14 protein-coding genes and 1 riboswitch are annotated in these 17,712 nt (G+C 36.3%); of the genes, 7 read left to right on the top strand and 7 right to left on the bottom strand.

Annotated features, from left to right (window positions below; genetic code table 11):
- Window positions 1–80 precede the first annotated feature (80 nt).
- From IEV50_RS12675 to IEV50_RS12660, 4 genes are all read right to left on the bottom strand, one after another.
- Entirely contained in the window at window positions 81–1,172 is a 1,092-nt protein-coding gene (locus IEV50_RS12675) for a site-specific integrase (protein WP_188414847.1), read from the bottom strand.
- A 111-nt stretch (window positions 1,173–1,283) separates the two neighbouring features.
- Window positions 1,284–2,381, bottom strand: coding sequence for a Nif3-like dinuclear metal center hexameric protein (locus tag IEV50_RS12670; RefSeq protein ID WP_188414845.1), 1,098 nt, complete (start codon window positions 2,379–2,381; stop codon window positions 1,284–1,286).
- Between the two features lie 210 nt (window positions 2,382–2,591).
- Window positions 2,592–2,960 carry an NINE protein gene (locus tag IEV50_RS12665; protein ID WP_188414838.1) on the bottom strand — a complete coding sequence of 123 codons (369 nt, stop codon included), beginning with the start codon at window positions 2,958–2,960 and terminating at the stop codon, window positions 2,592–2,594.
- Between the two features lie 5 nt (window positions 2,961–2,965).
- Entirely contained in the window at window positions 2,966–3,259 is a 294-nt protein-coding gene (locus IEV50_RS12660; RefSeq protein ID WP_188414836.1) for a DUF2752 domain-containing protein, read from the bottom strand.
- Between the two features lie 84 nt (window positions 3,260–3,343).
- On the opposite strand from IEV50_RS12660, the gene IEV50_RS12655 reads away from it, so the two are divergent.
- From IEV50_RS12655 to IEV50_RS12640, 4 genes are all read left to right on the top strand, one after another.
- The gene (locus IEV50_RS12655; protein ID WP_188414833.1) at window positions 3,344–3,496 is read left to right on the top strand and encodes a hypothetical protein; all 153 of its coding nucleotides are present in this window, start codon (window positions 3,344–3,346) and stop codon (window positions 3,494–3,496) included.
- A gap of 57 nt (window positions 3,497–3,553) precedes the next feature.
- Complete coding sequence (mfd, locus tag IEV50_RS12650; RefSeq protein ID WP_188414831.1) at window positions 3,554–6,892, top strand: transcription-repair coupling factor; 3,339 nt, start codon at window positions 3,554–3,556, stop codon at window positions 6,890–6,892.
- Between the two features lie 89 nt (window positions 6,893–6,981).
- Complete coding sequence (locus tag IEV50_RS12645) at window positions 6,982–8,118, top strand: ATP-binding protein (protein WP_188414829.1); 1,137 nt, start codon at window positions 6,982–6,984, stop codon at window positions 8,116–8,118.
- Window positions 8,118–8,330 (top strand): DUF3820 family protein, encoded by a 213-nt coding sequence (locus IEV50_RS12640; RefSeq protein WP_188414827.1) that lies wholly within the window; start codon window positions 8,118–8,120, stop codon window positions 8,328–8,330. Before IEV50_RS12645 ends, IEV50_RS12640 begins: the two co-directional genes overlap by 1 nt.
- A gap of 137 nt (window positions 8,331–8,467) precedes the next feature.
- Here IEV50_RS12640 and IEV50_RS12635 read toward each other — a convergent pair whose 3' ends face one another.
- Window positions 8,468–9,184 carry a DsbA family oxidoreductase gene (locus IEV50_RS12635; RefSeq protein WP_188414825.1) on the bottom strand — a complete coding sequence of 239 codons (717 nt, stop codon included), beginning with the start codon at window positions 9,182–9,184 and terminating at the stop codon, window positions 8,468–8,470.
- A gap of 103 nt (window positions 9,185–9,287) precedes the next feature.
- On the opposite strand from IEV50_RS12635, the gene IEV50_RS12630 reads away from it, so the two are divergent.
- A complete protein-coding gene (locus IEV50_RS12630) occupies window positions 9,288–9,935 on the top strand; it encodes a hypothetical protein (RefSeq protein WP_229746723.1) in 648 nt (215 codons plus the stop codon).
- Window positions 9,936–9,994: 59 nt separating this feature from the next.
- Here IEV50_RS12630 and IEV50_RS12625 read toward each other — a convergent pair whose 3' ends face one another.
- A complete protein-coding gene (locus tag IEV50_RS12625; RefSeq protein ID WP_188414823.1) occupies window positions 9,995–12,700 on the bottom strand; it encodes a M14 family metallopeptidase in 2,706 nt (901 codons plus the stop codon).
- Window positions 12,701–12,873: 173 nt separating this feature from the next.
- Window positions 12,874–13,075: riboswitch (cobalamin riboswitch) on the top strand.
- 198 nt (window positions 13,076–13,273) lie between these two features.
- On the opposite strand from IEV50_RS12625, the gene metE reads away from it, so the two are divergent.
- Window positions 13,274–15,607 (top strand): 5-methyltetrahydropteroyltriglutamate--homocysteine S-methyltransferase, encoded by a 2,334-nt coding sequence (gene metE / locus IEV50_RS12620; RefSeq protein WP_188414822.1) that lies wholly within the window; start codon window positions 13,274–13,276, stop codon window positions 15,605–15,607.
- Between the two features lie 88 nt (window positions 15,608–15,695).
- Window positions 15,696–16,082 carry an acyl-CoA thioesterase gene (locus IEV50_RS12615; protein WP_188414820.1) on the top strand — a complete coding sequence of 129 codons (387 nt, stop codon included), beginning with the start codon at window positions 15,696–15,698 and terminating at the stop codon, window positions 16,080–16,082.
- Between the two features lie 789 nt (window positions 16,083–16,871).
- Here the strand turns inward: IEV50_RS12615 and IEV50_RS12610 are convergent.
- Complete coding sequence (locus IEV50_RS12610; protein WP_188414818.1) at window positions 16,872–17,681, bottom strand: phosphatidate cytidylyltransferase; 810 nt, start codon at window positions 17,679–17,681, stop codon at window positions 16,872–16,874.
- Window positions 17,682–17,712 lie beyond the last annotated feature (31 nt).

Below are 17,712 nucleotides of genomic sequence, written 5' to 3'. Positions count from 1 at the left end.
TAAACAGGACTTAAAAGATCGATTCTAAAAAGCCTTTTTGCACAACAACTTCTGCTTTTTTCAAGCAACAACTCTGGGGGTCAATTTAAAATTGGCGAAAGGGGGTCAAATTTATTGGTATATGCAGTATACCCTTTTTCGAGACTTAATCTGCTCTGAATGGTTTTAAACCTATCTTGGAAGTGGACAAATGATGTCTTAACAGGCGCAAAGATTGATTTCTCAGTTCTGGCTTTAGGGTTTCTAATGGCATGACCTAGGAAATAATCGGCTTGATTGTACTTACCAACCATCATACCTTGCAATTCTGCAACAAGGTCTCCATTAAGATATGTTACTTGTGTCCTGTCTGTTTTAATCTTTTCTCTGCTGAAAGTGACGCTACCAGTTGTAAAGTCGAAGTCCCTTAGTTGCAGTTTAAGTAACTCATCTGGTCGCCTTAGAGTTATAATAAGCAATCGAAGTAATAAATGAAAGTGGGGATCAAGCCGTTTCGCTTCATCCATGACTTTTTGCTGAAGTTCGGGGGAGTATGCTTTGTTTGTCTGTGTATCTTCGTTATTGATATTCTTAAGCGTCTTAATCGGACTCTTTGATATTATCTCTAAATGATCAATGCAATAATTAAAGAATCCCTTAAGATATCTTAAATAGTGATCTCGTTGCGCTTTTGAAGATTTACCTTGAATCTTGGCTAATACTTTCTCCACTATAGAACGGTCGACCTCATTCAACGAAGCATCTTGGAGACCTAATTCACTAAGTACAGCTTCAATGCGATTATTATATGATTTGTAAATAACTTTAGTGCTATCTCTTCTAACCTTATTAGGCGAATAATTTAGATAGTCAGCAAGCAAAGACACAAAGGATTGATCCGATTTATCAAGTGATTCAAACTCCTTTGTAATTGGATTGAAGTACATTGAATTCAAACGAGCAACTTCCTGTTTAATAAGTTCGGCAGCATAGAGAAGCCTGTCAGATTTGTTAATTGCTTTGTTAGCTCCTTTATCTTTCTTCAAGAAATCTGCACCATTTAAACCATAATCTTTCTTTCTGGTCTTGGTTTCGCCATCTACCTTATAATAGAAACGAATGCTCCAACGGAGTTTGTCCTTCAATAATTTGGGCTGACTACAGTGCGGATTTAATATACTTCTTTGTTCCATAATTGCTATAAACAAAGATAATAATTTGGGACTGTATTTGGGACTTTCAGGGACTAAATTGTATGATTTATATTGATTTTTATGCTTTTAAAGCTAGGTAAAGGCTGTCAATTAAAACAAGTAATTTATGGGGTTTGTATTTTGCTCCGTTAAACGGATTGCAAAGTTAGTAAATTTTTTCTGAATAATTTCAACCAATAAATTTGAGGTAAATTGTTCAGTTTCAAAGTGTCCTATGTCGGCAATGATTAATTTTTCCTCTGCATCAAAAAACTCGTGATATTTAAAATCTGCCGTAATAAAAGCATCTGCTCCGGCAGCAATTGCTTCCTTTAAAAGAAAGCTTCCCGACCCGCCGCAAACTGCAACTTTTTTTATCCTCTTAGTTAAAACAGAAGTATAGCGTACAACTTTTGCCTGCATTCTGTCTTTTACCATGTGCAGAAAATCATAGGCCTCCATATCATATTCTAACCAGCCAACCATTCCTGAACCAACCTGCTGATGCTTATTTTCAAGGTTATACAAATCGTAAGCAACTTCTTCATAAGGATGGTTTTCGAAAAGGGCAAGCAATATCTTTCTTTCTGATTGAATAGGATAAATAACTTCTATTCTAACTTCAGGCTCATGATGACGAATGCCTTTTTCACCAACGAAGGGATCGGCATTTTCATTTGCTTTGAATGTTCCAAAACCATCTGCATTAAAACTTGCTTCGCTGTAATTGCCAATGTTTCCTCCTCCTGCATAAAAAAGAGCTGAGCGTAATTGCTCGGCCTGCGCCTGCGGACAAAATGTAACCAACTTTTTTAATAACCCTGATTTTGGGGAAAGTACCTTTATCCCTGTTAACCCAAGCTTTTCACAAATTCTTGCATTAACACCGGTATGCACAGCATCGAGGTTGGTGTGAATGGCATATAATGCAACGTTGTTTTTAATCGCCTTTAAAACAACTCTTTCAACATAGTTTTTGCCATTTAACTTTTTTAATCCTTTAAAAACAATAGGATGATGAGTAATTATCAAATTACAGCCTGTAGAAATCGCTTCATCAACAATTTTTTCTACACAATCTAACGCAACCAATGCCGCGCTGATTTCCATATTTGGGTCGCCTACAATTAAGCCTGAATTATCGTAATCTTCCTGATAATTCAATGGCGCAATACTTTCAAGATAATTTGTTATTTCTGATAACCTCATGGTATAAAGATAGAAATTTGGGCAAACTTACGAAGTTTAAAAGGCAGGGCAAGCGAAAAACTCCGTAAGTTTTGGAGAAACCGATTTCAATAAATCAGACAGAAACAAAAAGCCCGCAAACCCGATTTTTCATCGGGTGCGGACTTGTAGTATATGGCGGGACTAACTTTAAAAATTGTTCTGTCTTTGCTTTTCTAAAAATTTTACATTTTACTGAAACCCACCCATTCTAACCATTTGCAAACTTTCAAAAACCATTTTTTGGTTGTGTTCAAAAGAAAGAGTTTTGTGGTTTATAATATCTACAATTGAGCCGATAAAACATAAACCTAATGTAAAAAAATACAAAATTCCCATGCCTACTTGTCCAATTATAAACCTTTGCAGTCCCGGCACAATTAACAATCCAATAATACAGAAAATTAACATGTCTGATGGGTTTTTTCTTTTACTGCTGTAAACCATCAGAAAGTTACGCAATTGTTGCTCGGTTAAGCCTGTTGTTGCTTGTTGTAAGTACGAATATTCCTCTGGTGTTATACCTGGTAACGACATTAGAGGTGATTGATATATATCCATGATTTCTATGTGTTTATTATTAAATATTTTTTATTTGTTATTAACGTTATTATTCTATATGCTATAATTATTAATGCCGGGAAACCAAACCAATGCTCTGAAAAGCTTTCGGTAAATTCGCCGTGTAAAATATGGCTTATCGACCTTCCTATCCCGCATCCCGGACACCAATCTGCAAAGCCTAAATTTGCCAGCGGACAAAGTGTGAAATGATGCTCATGCGAGTTTGCTGTTGCCAACAAAACCAATGCGGTTGCCCAGAAAAAAAGTTCTAAAGGGAAGCTTTTAAAGTGTCTCATCTCTTTAATATTTCTTTTTAATTGTGATGAAGCTGTCATGATTTTCTTGTTTATTATCCTCCTAGGTAAATCAATGATGGTCTCATGTTTCGCTTTTTATATAGTTTAGAAGTAAAGGAAAAAGTTTTGTTACAGGAAGAAGCATTAATTCGACCAACCGTAAAAAATAAACGACCAAGTGCTTTACAGGTTCGAAGAAATATTTTGAATATAACAAAAATAAAGCTGCAAACTTAAAAAAACCTTTACATAAGTTTTGCAGTTAAATATAAAAGATAAACTTATTTTTGTGCCTTGAACATTCGCGATTTAATAAACAGATACAAAACCGACGACAGGGTAACCCAATTTACCAAGGCGTTGAATATTTCGAAAAACCCGAAAATACAATTAAAGGGATTGGTAGGCTCTGCTGATGCTATAGTTGCACTCTCATCATACTTTTTACTACACAAACCTTTGCTTTTTATTCTTCCAGATAGGGAAGAGGCGGCATATTTCCTTTCTGATTTGGAAAGTGCTTTGGATAAACAAGTTCTGTTGTTTCCATCCTCCTACCGTAAATCTTTTGATTTTACGCAGGTAGATACTGCAAATGTTTTAGCCCGTGCCGAAGTTTTAAACGAACTTAACCACGATTCTGAATATGGAAAGATTGTGGTTTCTTATCCCGAAGCCATCGCCGAAAAGGTTATTGACCGCTCTGCTTTAGAAAAAAATACTTTAGAAATTAGCCTTGGAGCAAAGCTGGGCATCGATTTTATAAATGAGTTTTTGATTGATTACGATTTCGACAGACGGGATTTTGTTTACGAACCGGGGCAATTTTCTATTCGTGGCGGCATTGTAGATATTTTTTCTTTTTCTTCTGATTTACCTTACCGAATAGAGTTTTTTGGCGATGAAGTAGAAAGTATCAGAAGTTTTGAAATCGAAAGTCAGCTCTCAGTGGCCGATGTTAAATCGCTTACGATTGTACCAAATGTGCAAGCAAAATTTTTAACAGAAAGCAACATTAGCATACTGGATTATATTGATAAAGATACCCAACTCTGGTTTAAAGATGTCGAATTTACACTGGATATAGTTAAGGCAGGTTATAAAAAAGCCGTTGAACTTTGGAAAGCTTTATCATTAGCAGAGAAAACTCAAAACCCTGATTGGATTGACCCAAAGTTTGCGTTTACGGATGAGAAATTGCTTGGCGATCATCTTCAGGATTTTCCGATTATAGAGTTTGGTAAACAGTTTTTTTATCAAACAGAAAATCGTTTTGAATTTGAAACCCGACCACAGCCTTCGTTTAATAAAGATTTTAACCTGCTTATTCATAACCTGAAAGAGAATGAAAAAGCAGGTATCGTAAACTTTATTTTTACCGATTCGCCAAAGCAAATTGAACGTTTATATGCCATTTTAGAGGATATTGATAAAACAGCAAAGTTTACACCAATTAACAGCATGTTGCGTGAAGGTTTTGTTGATGGACAAATACAAACTGCTTTTTATACCGATCACCAAATTTTTGATCGTTATTATAAATACAAGCTTAAAAAAGGCTATCAGAAAAGTCAGGCGATTACACTTAAGGATTTACGTGAGTTAAAATCAGGTGATTACGTTACACATATCGATCATGGCATTGGAAAATATGCCGGGCTTGAAAAGGTAGAAGTTAACGGCAAAACACAGGAAATGATTCGCCTTATTTATGCTGATAATGATTTGCTTTACGTAAACATTAACTCTCTAAATCGCATTGCGAAATATAGCGGCAAAGAAAGCGGTGTGCCAAAAATGAATAAGCTTGGTACCGATGCCTGGGATAAGCTGAAGAAAACTACAAAAAAAAAAGTTAAAGATATTGCCCGCGACCTAATTAAGCTTTATGCTATACGAAAAACGCAGGCCGGAACAGCTTTCTCTCCCGATGGTTACCTACAAACTGAACTCGAAGCTTCTTTCATTTATGAAGACACGCCCGACCAGTTAAAGGCCACGCAAGATGTTAAAAAAGATATGGAATCTCCATATCCAATGGACAGATTGGTTTGTGGTGATGTTGGTTTTGGCAAAACCGAAATCGCTGTTCGTGCGGCTTTCAAGGCAGTTGCAGAAGGAAAACAAGCAGCCATTTTGGTTCCAACTACCATTTTGGCTTTACAGCATTTTAAAACTTTCTCTTCACGATTAAAAGATTTCCCGGTTACAGTAGATTACATTAATCGTTTTAAAACCAGCAAACAAATTAAAGATACTTTAGCCGAAGCCGCAGCAGGAAAAGTTGATATTTTAATCGGCACACACCGCTTGTTAAGTAAAGATGTTAAGTTTAAAGACCTCGGCATCATGATTATTGATGAAGAGCAAAAATTTGGCGTTACTGCCAAAGAAAGGTTAAAAGCTGTACGTGTAAATGTTGATACCTTAACGCTTACCGCTACGCCGATTCCCAGAACATTACACTTTTCTTTAATGGGCGCTCGCGATTTATCCATAATTAGCACACCTCCACCAAACCGCCAACCGGTTAGTACCGAATTACATGTTTTTAATGACAAACTGATTCAAGAGGCTATTCAGTTTGAATTGGATAGAGGCGGGCAGGCTTTCTTTATTCATAATCGTGTCAACGATTTAATGCAACTCGGTGGGTTAATTCAAAAATTAGTTCCAAAAGCCAGAATCGGCATTGCTCATGGTCAGCTAGATGGCGACGCATTGGAAGATGTAATGCTTGATTTTATTAACGGCGAAAAAGATGTTCTAGTTGCGACAACAATTATTGAAGCCGGATTAGATATCCCGAATGCTAATACAATTATCATTAACCACGCTCACATGTTTGGCTTAAGCGATTTGCATCAAATGCGTGGTCGCGTTGGGCGAAGCAATAAAAAAGCTTTTTGTTATTTGCTTTCTCCGCCATTATCAACTTTAACATCCGAAGCTAGAAAACGATTAAGTGCTATTGAAGAGTTTTCTGATTTAGGTAGTGGATTTAATGTGGCCATGCGTGATTTAGATATCCGAGGAAGTGGAAACTTATTAGGTGCAGAACAAAGTGGTTTCATCGCTGAAATTGGCTTTGAAATGTACCATAAAATTTTAGATGAGGCGATTCAGGAATTGAAAGAAGCTGAGTTTAAAGGTTTGTTTGAGAACGAACCTGCTCGTGCGTATGTGGGCTTTACGCAGGTTGATACCGATTTAGAACTTTACATTCCTGACGCGTATATTACCAATATTACAGAACGCTACAACTTATATACCGAACTTTCTAAACTGGATAACGAAATAGAACTCGCTGTTTTTGAGAAACATTTAGCAGACAGATTTGGGCCGGTTCCGCCACAGGTAAAAACCATGTTAAGTGTTGTTCGTTTACAGTGGTTAGGCAAAAAGTTAGGTTTCGAGAAAATTAGTTTTAAAAAGAACAGTTTACGCGGTTACTTTCTTAGTGATAAACAATCGAGGTATTTTGATTCAGAAACTTTTACTAAAATTTTAACTTTCGCACAAAATCACCCGCGAATGTGTAATTTGAAAGAGGTAAAAAATACTTTAAGAATCGCCTTTGATAATGTTGTTACTATTGAAGAAGCTATACAAACTTTAGAACTCATTGATTAAAAACATTAATTCAGCCAATCTGCTGACTGAATTAACATTAATTGAGTCAGCCTGCTGACTGAATTAATGTTTTTTAGTTATATTTGACTATGAAAAGTCAGATTTCAAGATATTTAAAATCTACAATCCTTACCAAAATAGGGAGGAACAAGGTTATTTTACTATTTGGAACCAGGCGAGTTGGTAAAACATGGCTAATTGAACAAATTACTAATGAGGCTAGCATTGAGCATCTTTTTTTAAATGGAGAGGATCAGGATGTTCAAACCCTGCTTGCCACAAGAACTATGGCTAATTATAAACGAATTTTAGGCAACGCCAAATTATTGGTTATTGATGAAGCACAGGTTATTCCGGAAATTGGCAAAATTTTAAAATTACTTATTGATAGCTTTAAAGATTTAACTATTATAGCCAGTGGCTCATCGGCATTCGATCTTTCAAATCAAACTGGTGAACCTTTAACAGGCCGAAGTTTAACCTACCATTTATATCCGATTGCGCAACTAGAATTGACGAAATATGAAAATGGATTACAAACCGCTCAAAACCTGGAAGAAAGGTTGATTTTTGGCACTTATCCAGAGTTATTTCAACTGGAAACACTGGCAGAAAAATCTCAATATTTAACGGAATTAGTAAAATCATATTTGCTTAAAGATATTTTGATGTATGAAAACATTCAGAATAGTAGTAAATTATTAGAATTGTTAAAGTTAATTGCATTTCAGGTTGGCTCAGAAGTATCTATTGATGAGCTTTCCCGTTCTTTAGGGATTAGTAAAAACACGGTAGACCGGTATCTTGATTTACTTTCAAAAGTATTTATAATTTATAAAGTTGGTGGCTACAGTAATAATTTGCGTAAAGAGGTAACCAAATCTTCTAAATGGTATTTTTATGATAATGGGATTAGAAATGCCATTATAAATGATTTTAGATTACTGGCGCTCCGTAATGATCAGGGAATTTTATGGGAAAATTATGGTTTTAGCGAGCGCATTAAAAAAATGTCGTATCAGCAGGAAAATGTTCAACATTACTTTTGGCGCACATATGATCAACAAGAAATTGATTTAATTGAAACCAAAAACGGACAAATCAATGCATTTGATTTTAAGTGGGGAAATCAGAAGAAGAAAATACCTGGTTTTTTTGCTAAAAACTACTCGAATGCTTCATTTTCAATCATTAACAAAGAAAACTACTTAGATTTTATACTTTAATGGATCCTACTCTATTACTCGATTTAGTCAAAATGCAAATGCCTTATGGAAAATACAAAGGTTACCTGATCTGCAATATTCCTGAAAGTTATTTGCTTTGGTATAAGGATAAGGGTTTCCCGAAGGGAAAATTAGGCGATTTAATGGCTACCATGTTCGAAATTAGAGTTAATGGCTTAGAATATTTGTTAACGCCATTGAAGGGGAGATAATTTTGTTTTGATTCATCTAGACCTAAAATGATTTTTTTAGCCACAGAAGCTCAGAATTATCGAAATACTTTTTCATGTGATGGTGATTTCTCAACATGCAAAATCTGCGTAATTAGCGTAATCTTCGGCGAAAAAATCTATATCTCACAGCCATTTTCATCGCAAATCGCATTATCATTTTTATTCAACGAGGTTAGGTTTGTTTTCGGCTGAGATGATTTCCACTCTGTAAAACTTTGCGTTAATACATCGGTAAAAGTCTGAATGGGTTGTGCTCCTGAAACAGCATATTTTCTATCCATTACAAAATACGGAACACCCCGAATACCTAAATTCTGACTTTCATATACATCATAGCGAGCGGCTTCAGCGAATTTATCGCTCTTCAAAACATCTTCTGCTTCCATTTTATCCAAACCTATTTCTTCTGCCAGTTGCAATAAAATGGCATCTTCTCCAATATTTAAGCTTCGTACAAAATGGGCTTCGAAAAGTTTTTCCTCTGCTAAATCCTGAAGATTATGTTTAGCTGCCAAATGAATTAAACGATGTGCATTAAAAGTATTTGCAGGGATGTTTTTATCAAAATCCATTTTTAACCCCGCATTAGTAGCCATCTCCACAACCTGTTTAGTCATTTGTTTGGCTTGTTCAATTGGCATGCCTTTGCTTCTCGACAAATAATCATAAACATTTTCGTTGTTTGTATTATGGTATTCAGGATTTAGCTGATAGCTTTTCCACTCCACTTCAATCTCATTTTTAAAGGGTAAAGCTTCTAAAGCTTTTTCAAAATGACGTTTCCCTATATAGCAAAACGGACACATTACATCCGACCAGATTTCAACTTTCATAATTCAAAAATACCTGATTAATAAATGGTGAGGGTAATTCAAAAGTCAAAAGCAATTGTGAGAAATATGTAAAATTTTATATGTTTGATTAAACAAATTTATAATGATGAAAAAATTCTTATTAACGCTCTTAGTCGTTGGCGCATCTTTTGGTGCATTTGCACAATTTGAAGGATCCAAACAAATTTTTGAAAGTCCAAAGTTAAATGCTGAAAAAGCAAAGCACAAGGTAGTGGCAATTTTACCTTTTGCTACAAAAATTTCTTACAAAAAAATGCCTAAAAATTTTAACGCAGAGGCAAACAGAGATCAGGAAAAAACAATGTCGAAATCCATCCAATCAAGCATGTATACTTTCCTGCTTCGAAAAGCGAGCGACTACACAGTTGAATTTCAAGATGTAGACAGGACGAATATTTTATTAAAAAAAGCAGGTATAGCCGATAAGCTTGAAGAAACGACTAAAGATGAAATAGCAAAAATTTTAGGTGTTGATGCCGTTTTAGGGGGAAGTTTTGAAACGGAGCAAACCAAAAGCGAAGCTGGCGCTATTGCATCTGCAGTATTGTTTGGTGGTTTTGGTGGCAAAACCGGAACAGGCACGCTAACCTTAACGCTAAACAATGGTTCAACCGGAGATTTACTTTGGCGTTTCTTTAAAACAATGAACGATAGCATAACAACATCAACAGATGATTTGGTTGAACACATGATGAGGAAAGTTTCGCGAAATTTCCCTTACTCAAAATAGAGAAAAGATAATATCAAAAGCAAGAAAGGCCACCAATTGGAGGCCTTTCTGTTTACGAACTATTTATATAACTGATTAAAAATCAGTTTAAATGTTCCATGTGTTTGAGCTCTGAAAGCAATCTCCGGACCAAATGCATAAAGTTTTCCTTTTCCAACATTGGCTTCGAAAGCGGTTACACCATCTTGCAAATAAGCTTGCCCCCAAGCCCATCCGCTACGCAGTGGCGTTGCAGAATTAAACCACATTAAAGGTTTTATTTTTCCTGATGTAATTGCATCACCTGTTAATTTGAACACCGGGCTATTGTCAAAATAAACATCGGCTTCGTGTTCCATTCCCCAGTTTGCCTGCTGTTTGTTATCAACTTTTACGTTAAGCACGCTACCAGGTACATAGTATTTTTCATCAGGCAATCTTTTTTCCGTTCCGTTTACAATTTCAACCATCGCATTACGAACAGGTAATTGTAAGTGGTAAGCTAGGTTTGTACTGGAGCCAATGGTTACAATTTTACCTCCATCCTCAAGGAATTTTTTTAATTGAGGAATTGATTTTTCTGCAGTAATTCTACCAGTTTGTTTCTTAAATTCATCAGGAACATCCTGTGAACTTGATGCACCAAAACCTCCTCCACCTCTACCTGTTGCGCCAGCATTTGGTAAAGCCGGAATTGCACCACCAACAAAAATAATTACATCATATTTCGACTTTAAATCTCCGGCATCAATATCTTGCGGATAAATTACTGTTGCGTTGTAATGGTACTGCTCCATCATCCAGCGCACCCAGCCAGAAGCCATTGAACCGCCATAAGTGTCCCAGAGTGCGATTCTGCCTGCTGTAATTTTAGTTTTGTTTTTTGGCGCAGAAGCCGCTTTCAGTTTTATGTTAGCTTTTTCTAAAATGCTCTTTGCATTTCCTGAAGAAGAAACGTAGAAATCGCCACTTTCTGTAGAACGATAGACATCTACTTTACCTTTTAAAAGGTCGTTTACTGCTGTATAAGAATCGTTTTGAGCAGCACTCAACACATAACTCGATCCAGAAACCAACTTGTTCTCTGGCTTTAATAATTGCCCGAAAGGAACTCTTTCAAAAGGGCCAGAAAAATCGTCAAGTAGCCTGTCGAATTTAACATCCATCATATAAGCTAATGTCCAGCCAGCGGCATCATAAGGTGGGGTTGGAGCGCTTCCTTCATACTTGAAATCATTTGGATGATCTTGTGGTTCAAACATGTCCAAAACATGCGGTCTAAAAGCTTGATCGGTTTTAACCACATAACTTCCTGTCGGATAACTTTTGCCTGCAACTGTAAATGGAGCGCTTGCTTTTTGAACTAAAATTCCCGTTCTAATTAAGGCATTCAAAAATTTAATCGCCGAATTAAAGTCAGGTTGATCTGCCGATAAAATATAACCTCTTGCGTCGCGATTTAATGGCGCCTTCATTACCGTATCAAAAGCTTTAATGCTCATTCCTCTTCCTCTGCCAAATTCTCCTGGCGCAGTTGCTGATGCCGATGTTTTACCCGCAGCATTTATCGCATCTATCTTTTTAGGTGAGAAAGACCAGTTATCTTTTTTACCCCTATCAATAGAGTTTTTTCCCATTTGATAAATGTTGTACAGCAATTCATCGTGATAACGTTGTGCATAACCTAAAACAGCGTAGTTTAAAGAAACTGAATAATCAATGGAGTTTTTGAAATACCATTTTCTAGGTGTAATTGGGTTTGGCGAATCGCCATTTGGCAACAACCTTGCCGGAACCAAAGGAATTTCTGAAGGAGTTGGGCTGCCAATAATTTCGGTCAACAAACCAATCATATTATGAAAATATGTTGTTGTTCTTAAGCCGCCATTGTACCAGGTAGAATAAACTGAACCACCTCTTTGCGTGTAACCTGGCTTATTTTCTACGTTCATTCTATTGTGCATTGCGGCACCAACAGCATCCAAACTGGTTAAAACGGTTGGATCGAAAACATAATTGAATGGATCGCGGTAGGGTGGACCAGCAACAACTGTTCCGGCCGGACCAGCCTGATGATGATTATACATAATCTGAGGCAACCATTCTACAAAAAGCTGGCGCCCCATATTTTGCGTTTCCTTTAAATTGAGCATAAAAAAATCGCGGTTATTATCATGCCCGGCATATTTTTCGTACAATCTTGGTAAGCCAGATATCGTTCTTTTCTTCTGATCTTTTTCCTTCATATACCAGTTACTTACCAGTTCTTGTCCATCAGGATTAGCATGAGTGAAAAGAATGATAACATTATCTAATATTTTCAGCGTTTCTGGATCTGTTTTCGATGCAAATTCATAAGCTGTTTGAATAAGCTGATGAGCACCAACAACTTCGTTAGCATGTAAACCTCCGTCAATCCAAACTACAGCTTTACCTTCTTGAGCTAAGGTTTTAGCCTGTTCGGGTGTTATTTCTGCATGAGCCAGCTGCTGCGAAATTTCTTTGTATTGATCTAATTTTTTTAAATTTTCGGGCGAGGTTATAATTAACATATATTGCGATCTGCCTTCTTCGGTTTTACCAATATCTACAAGCTTAACACGCTTTGATGTTTCTGCAAGTTTTTTAAAGTAAGCTTCTGTTTGTGTATAGTTAGCGAGTTGGTAATCGTCGCCAATATCAAATCCAAAATGTGATTTTGGTGTTGGTACATCTTGTGCAAAAACAGTTGCACAACTCAACACCAAAAAGGCAATACAGAACCTTTTGAAGTAGTTTTTTATCATAGTCGGGAAAATTTGGTTGGTTAATACCAAATATATAACAGAAAAGCATCTCTAACATCCATGCTGTAAATTTGTTACAGTTTAGTTGGCTAATTTGTATAAAAACTAAATTGATTAACAATTCTTATCCATATTGCATACATTTGCCATTGATGTAAGTTCTTAACTTTATTTTTTCATCAACCGATATCGGTTTTACTTAGCTGTAGATTAAAAGGGAATCGTGTGTAAATCACGAACTGTCGCGCAACTGTAAGTTCTGTCTTTGTATAAATAGAGACAACAAATTATCAAAAATGCCACTGTACTTTCGGGTATGGGAAGGCGATAATTTGGGGATAAGTCAGGAGACCTGCCAAATATCGAATTGACGATGCTTTCGCGTTAAAAAGCAATTGGTCAGGTCTGATTTGTACAATAAAATTACCGTTTTATTAGGTGCTAACTTTAAGCTTTATTGCTGCGAAGATGGATTGCTGTGCATTAACCTTACCTTTTAAATTTTATCTCGAAACATTTAAAATACTGTTTCAAGGACTTTTAAACGATTTATTTACTTAATCTTTAAAAGAAATGCTAACGCAAAATCTGGGTTACCCGCGTATTGGTAGCCAACGAGAACTAAAGAAAATCTGCGAAAATTATTGGGCAGGTAAAACCGGGTACAAAAATGTGCTTCAGGTTGGAAAAAACATTCGCCATGAGAACTGGCTGATGCAAAAAGAATCGGGAATAGATGTAATCCCATCAAACGATTTTTCTCTTTATGATCATGTACTTGATCACTCCTTAACTTTTGGTGCGATTCCGAAAAGGTACAATGAAGTTATCCTTAAAAAAGGAAACTCCGAACTAGATTTGTACTTCGCCATGGCTAGGGGTTATCAAAAAGATGGATTAGATGTAGTTGCGATGGAAATGACAAAATGGTTCGATACCAATTATCATTACATCGTTCCGGAGTTTTACAAAAATCAACCATTCAAGCTTTTCTCAACCAAAATTATTGATGAATTTTATGAGGCTAAACAGTTGGGTATTCTTACAAAACCTGTTTTAATTGGCCCTGTTTCTTATTTATTACTGGGGAAAGAGAAAGAGGTAGGCTTCGAAAAAATCGACTTAATTAAAAACCTACTTCCGGTATATATAGATATTTTAACCCGTTTAGATGCTCTAGATGTAGGATATGTTCAGTTCGATGAACCCTTCTTAACTCTCGATCTATCTGAAAAAGAACAAAAAGCATATCAATATGTTTATAAAGAAATCAGAAAGGCTTTCCCTCGATTAAAAATTGTTTTAGCAACTTACTTTGAGGGATTAGGTAATAATCTTTCTTTAATTTCTTCACTTTCGATTGATATTTTGCATGTAGATTTAGTAAGATCGCCGCAACAATTAGAAAATGTTATATCAGTCTTAAATGATAAAACTATTCTTTCTTTAGGTTTGGTTGATGGTAGAAACATCTGGAAAAATGATTTTAAACTTTCTCTTGAAACAATAAATAAAGCAACCGAAAAACTAGGCCGGGAGCGCGTCTGGATTTCACCATCTTGCTCTTTAATTCATTCGCCTGTCGACTTAACTAACGAAACAAATGAGGAGAACCTCTCTTCAGAAATAAAACAATGGCTTGCCTTTGCGAAACAAAAGGTAGCCGAAGTTGTAACGCTGAAAGAACTTGCATCAAATGAAGACCCTGCATCTACCCTGCAAAAACTCAAAGCAAATAAATTGGCGATCGCGAATCGAAAAAATTCAACCTTAATTCATAATAATGAAGTTAAACAAAGGGTTCAATCATTAAAAAGTGAAGATTCAAAACGCTTGAGTTCTTTTTCATCAAGAAAAACAAAACAGAAAGGCCTTAATTTACCGCAATTTGCAACGACAACAATTGGATCTTTTCCGCAAACGGCAGAAGTTAGAAGTTGGCGTGCAAAGCTGAAAAACGGAACCTACTCAATGGAAGAATATAACACCTTAATTGCTGAAGAAACCGCAAAAGCGGTGAAATGGCAGGAGGAAATCGATCTGGATGTTTTGGTTCATGGCGAATTTGAGCGTAACGATATGGTTGAATATTTTGGCGAACAACTTTCGGGCTTTGCATTTTCAAAAAATGGATGGGTACAGAGTTATGGCTCCCGCTGCGTAAAACCGCCAATAATTTTTGGCGATGTTTCTCGTCCGAAGGCGATGACCGTAAAATGGACTGCCTATGCGCAATCATTGACAACCAAGCATATGAAGGGCATGCTCACGGGTCCAGTTACTATTTTGCAGTGGTCTTTTGTGCGTAATGACCAACCGCGTTCTGTAACCTGTACGCAAATTGCTTTGGCCATTCGAGATGAGGTATGCGACCTGGAAAAAGCCGGAATTAAGATTATCCAGATTGATGAACCAGCGATTAGAGAAGGTTTACCTTTGCGCAAGGCCGAATGGCAAAGTTACCTTAATTGGGCGGTTAAAGCTTTCCGGATTTCGGCAAGTGGTGTTCAGGATGAAACTCAAATCCATACGCACATGTGCTATTCTGAATTTAACGATATTATTCAAAATATTGCAGATATGGATGCCGACGTAATTACAATTGAAACATCACGTTCGCAAATGGAATTATTGGATATTTTTGCTGATTTTAAATACCCGAATGATATTGGTCCTGGAGTTTACGACATTCACTCGCCAAGAGTACCCAAAAGGGAAGAAATGATAGCTTTGCTCGAAAAAGCAAAAGCCGTTATTCCGTCTGGCCAACTTTGGGTAAATCCCGATTGCGGATTAAAAACCCGTGGCTGGGATGAAACGAAAAAGGCTTTAATTGAAATGGTTGAAGCCGCAAAAGAAATGCGTAAAGCAGAGCGTGTTTTAATGGCCGAGCCACAGATAAACTAATCTTTTGCCACGGAGACCCGGAAGCTATGAAAGAAATTAAAATTCCATGCCTTCTGTATTTCCGTGGCTAATTTATACAAAAACTAATATGACCTTAGACGAAAGGATCAGCGCATCAAAAACCAGCGTTTTCAAAGCTGTATTTCCAAACACAACCAATCACTATGATACACTCTTCGGAGGAACTGCAATGCACATGATGGATGAAGTTGCTTTTATTGCGGCAACTCGGTTTAGCAGGCAAATTATGGTTACGGTAAGTAGCGACAGAATTGATTTCAAAAAATCTATCCCGGCCGGAACGATAGTTGAATTAATTGGACAAGTTACTAAAGTTGGAAATACTAGCTTAAAAGTTAATGTAGAAATCTATATCGAACAAATGTATGCCGAAGGGCGAGAACTTGCCGTTCATGGAGATTTTACTTTCGTCGCAATTGATGAAAATAAGAAGCCGGTACAGGTGATAAAATAAAAACAAATATGTGATAAAAATGTGTCAAGTGTATTGCCCTAAATCCTAACAGATAAAATGATGTTGACCATATTAGAAACGTAAGTTAGTCAAAATAAGAATAATCAGGAAAAAAGATGCTCTTACATTTTTTAAAATGTCTTATAAATTTAAAATTAGCCCCCAGCTTTGTGTTGCTTTGTGCATCTCTCAGCGACCTCTGCGGTAAAAACTATGTTTAAATAAATTAAATAGTAAATTGCCTAATTTCGAATCATTTATATTAAAATTTTTGGAAAACAAAGGAAAGAAGCCTTTCGGAAACTGTAGTCCCGCTAACCGCTGTAGCCCTCCTAAAAAAAAGTCGGGGCTGCCGCTCATATCGGGTTTAGGAACAAAGGATAGGTAATCTATGGTTAATTTAGAGGCAAGCTTATATGTTCTTAAATGTATTATATGGTAAAGAATTATCTGCCTACCTTTGTGTTCTCTGTGAACTTCTTCGCGACCTCTGCGGTAAAATTCATTTAGGGAGATTGACCTTTAAATAACTTATATTTATATGATTAATTATGAAAACTGCCCCCAACTTTGTGTTGCGCTGTGCATTTCTCACCGACCTCTGCGGTAAATAATTCTAACTCAAATTAATTTTTTTTCAAGAATTGTATTTTCCTTCTATCCAATCTTCAAAGCCTGCATACTTTAAAGTAAGCAAACGATTCTATATTTTCTTAAATAACTTATATGGTTAAATTCTAACCACATACAAATATTTATTCCTCGATGAATTTTTTCGAAATAAAATTTCTAGTACAAAATTAAATATAGATACGCGTAAACAACAGGAGCGGCAAGCAATAAACCATCGAAACGATCGAGTAAACCGCCATGACCAGGAAGCAATCCTCCGCTATCTTTTGTATCCAGGCTCCGCTTAAGCATCGATTCTACCAAATCGCCTAATGTACCAAAACTTGCTATTAAAATAGCCATACCTACCCAAACAACAGGTGTTGTTTCTTTAAACAGAAATGACAAGCCATAGGCAACCAATGCGCTTGTAAACATGCCGCCAAAAAACCCTTCCCAGCTTTTCTTTGGCGAATGGCGCTCAAATAATTTCCGCTTGCCGTATTTTACACCAAACATATACGCACCAGTATCATTTGCCCAAAGCATTAACAGAAAAGCCAAAGGAAAGTGAAAGTTATATTCATTCCAGTTGCTTAGAAACCCTAACGCGTGGAAAAAGCAAAAAGGAAAAGTTATGTAAGCAAAGCCAACAAATGTGTATGAAATATTTGCAAAAGGAATTTTATTCTTCTTATAAAGTTCTGTTATAAAAACGGAAAAAATTAATGGCACACAAAGTAAAAGGTACTTAACATCATATTTTAAATAATGTAAGCCAGCTGCCATTAAAAAAATTAAAGCACCTGCAGCTAAACCAATATTTCTATGCGGCCTTATTCCCGATGTTTTTATCAGCTTATAAAATTCGAAAAGAGACAGTAAACTCAAAATCAAGTAAAACGCAGTGAAAGTGTATGTTCCTAAAAAAACAGACCCTAACATAACAATTGTAAAAAAGAAAGCAGTTATCGCCCTGATTTTCATGATGAAATTTGGAAAAGGATAGACGGAAAAA

The organism is Pedobacter mendelii, from assembly GCF_014635725.1.
In the GTDB taxonomy this organism is placed as follows: domain Bacteria; phylum Bacteroidota; class Bacteroidia; order Sphingobacteriales; family Sphingobacteriaceae; genus Pedobacter; species Pedobacter mendelii.
This window is presented reverse-complemented; position numbering and strand designations above follow the sequence as displayed.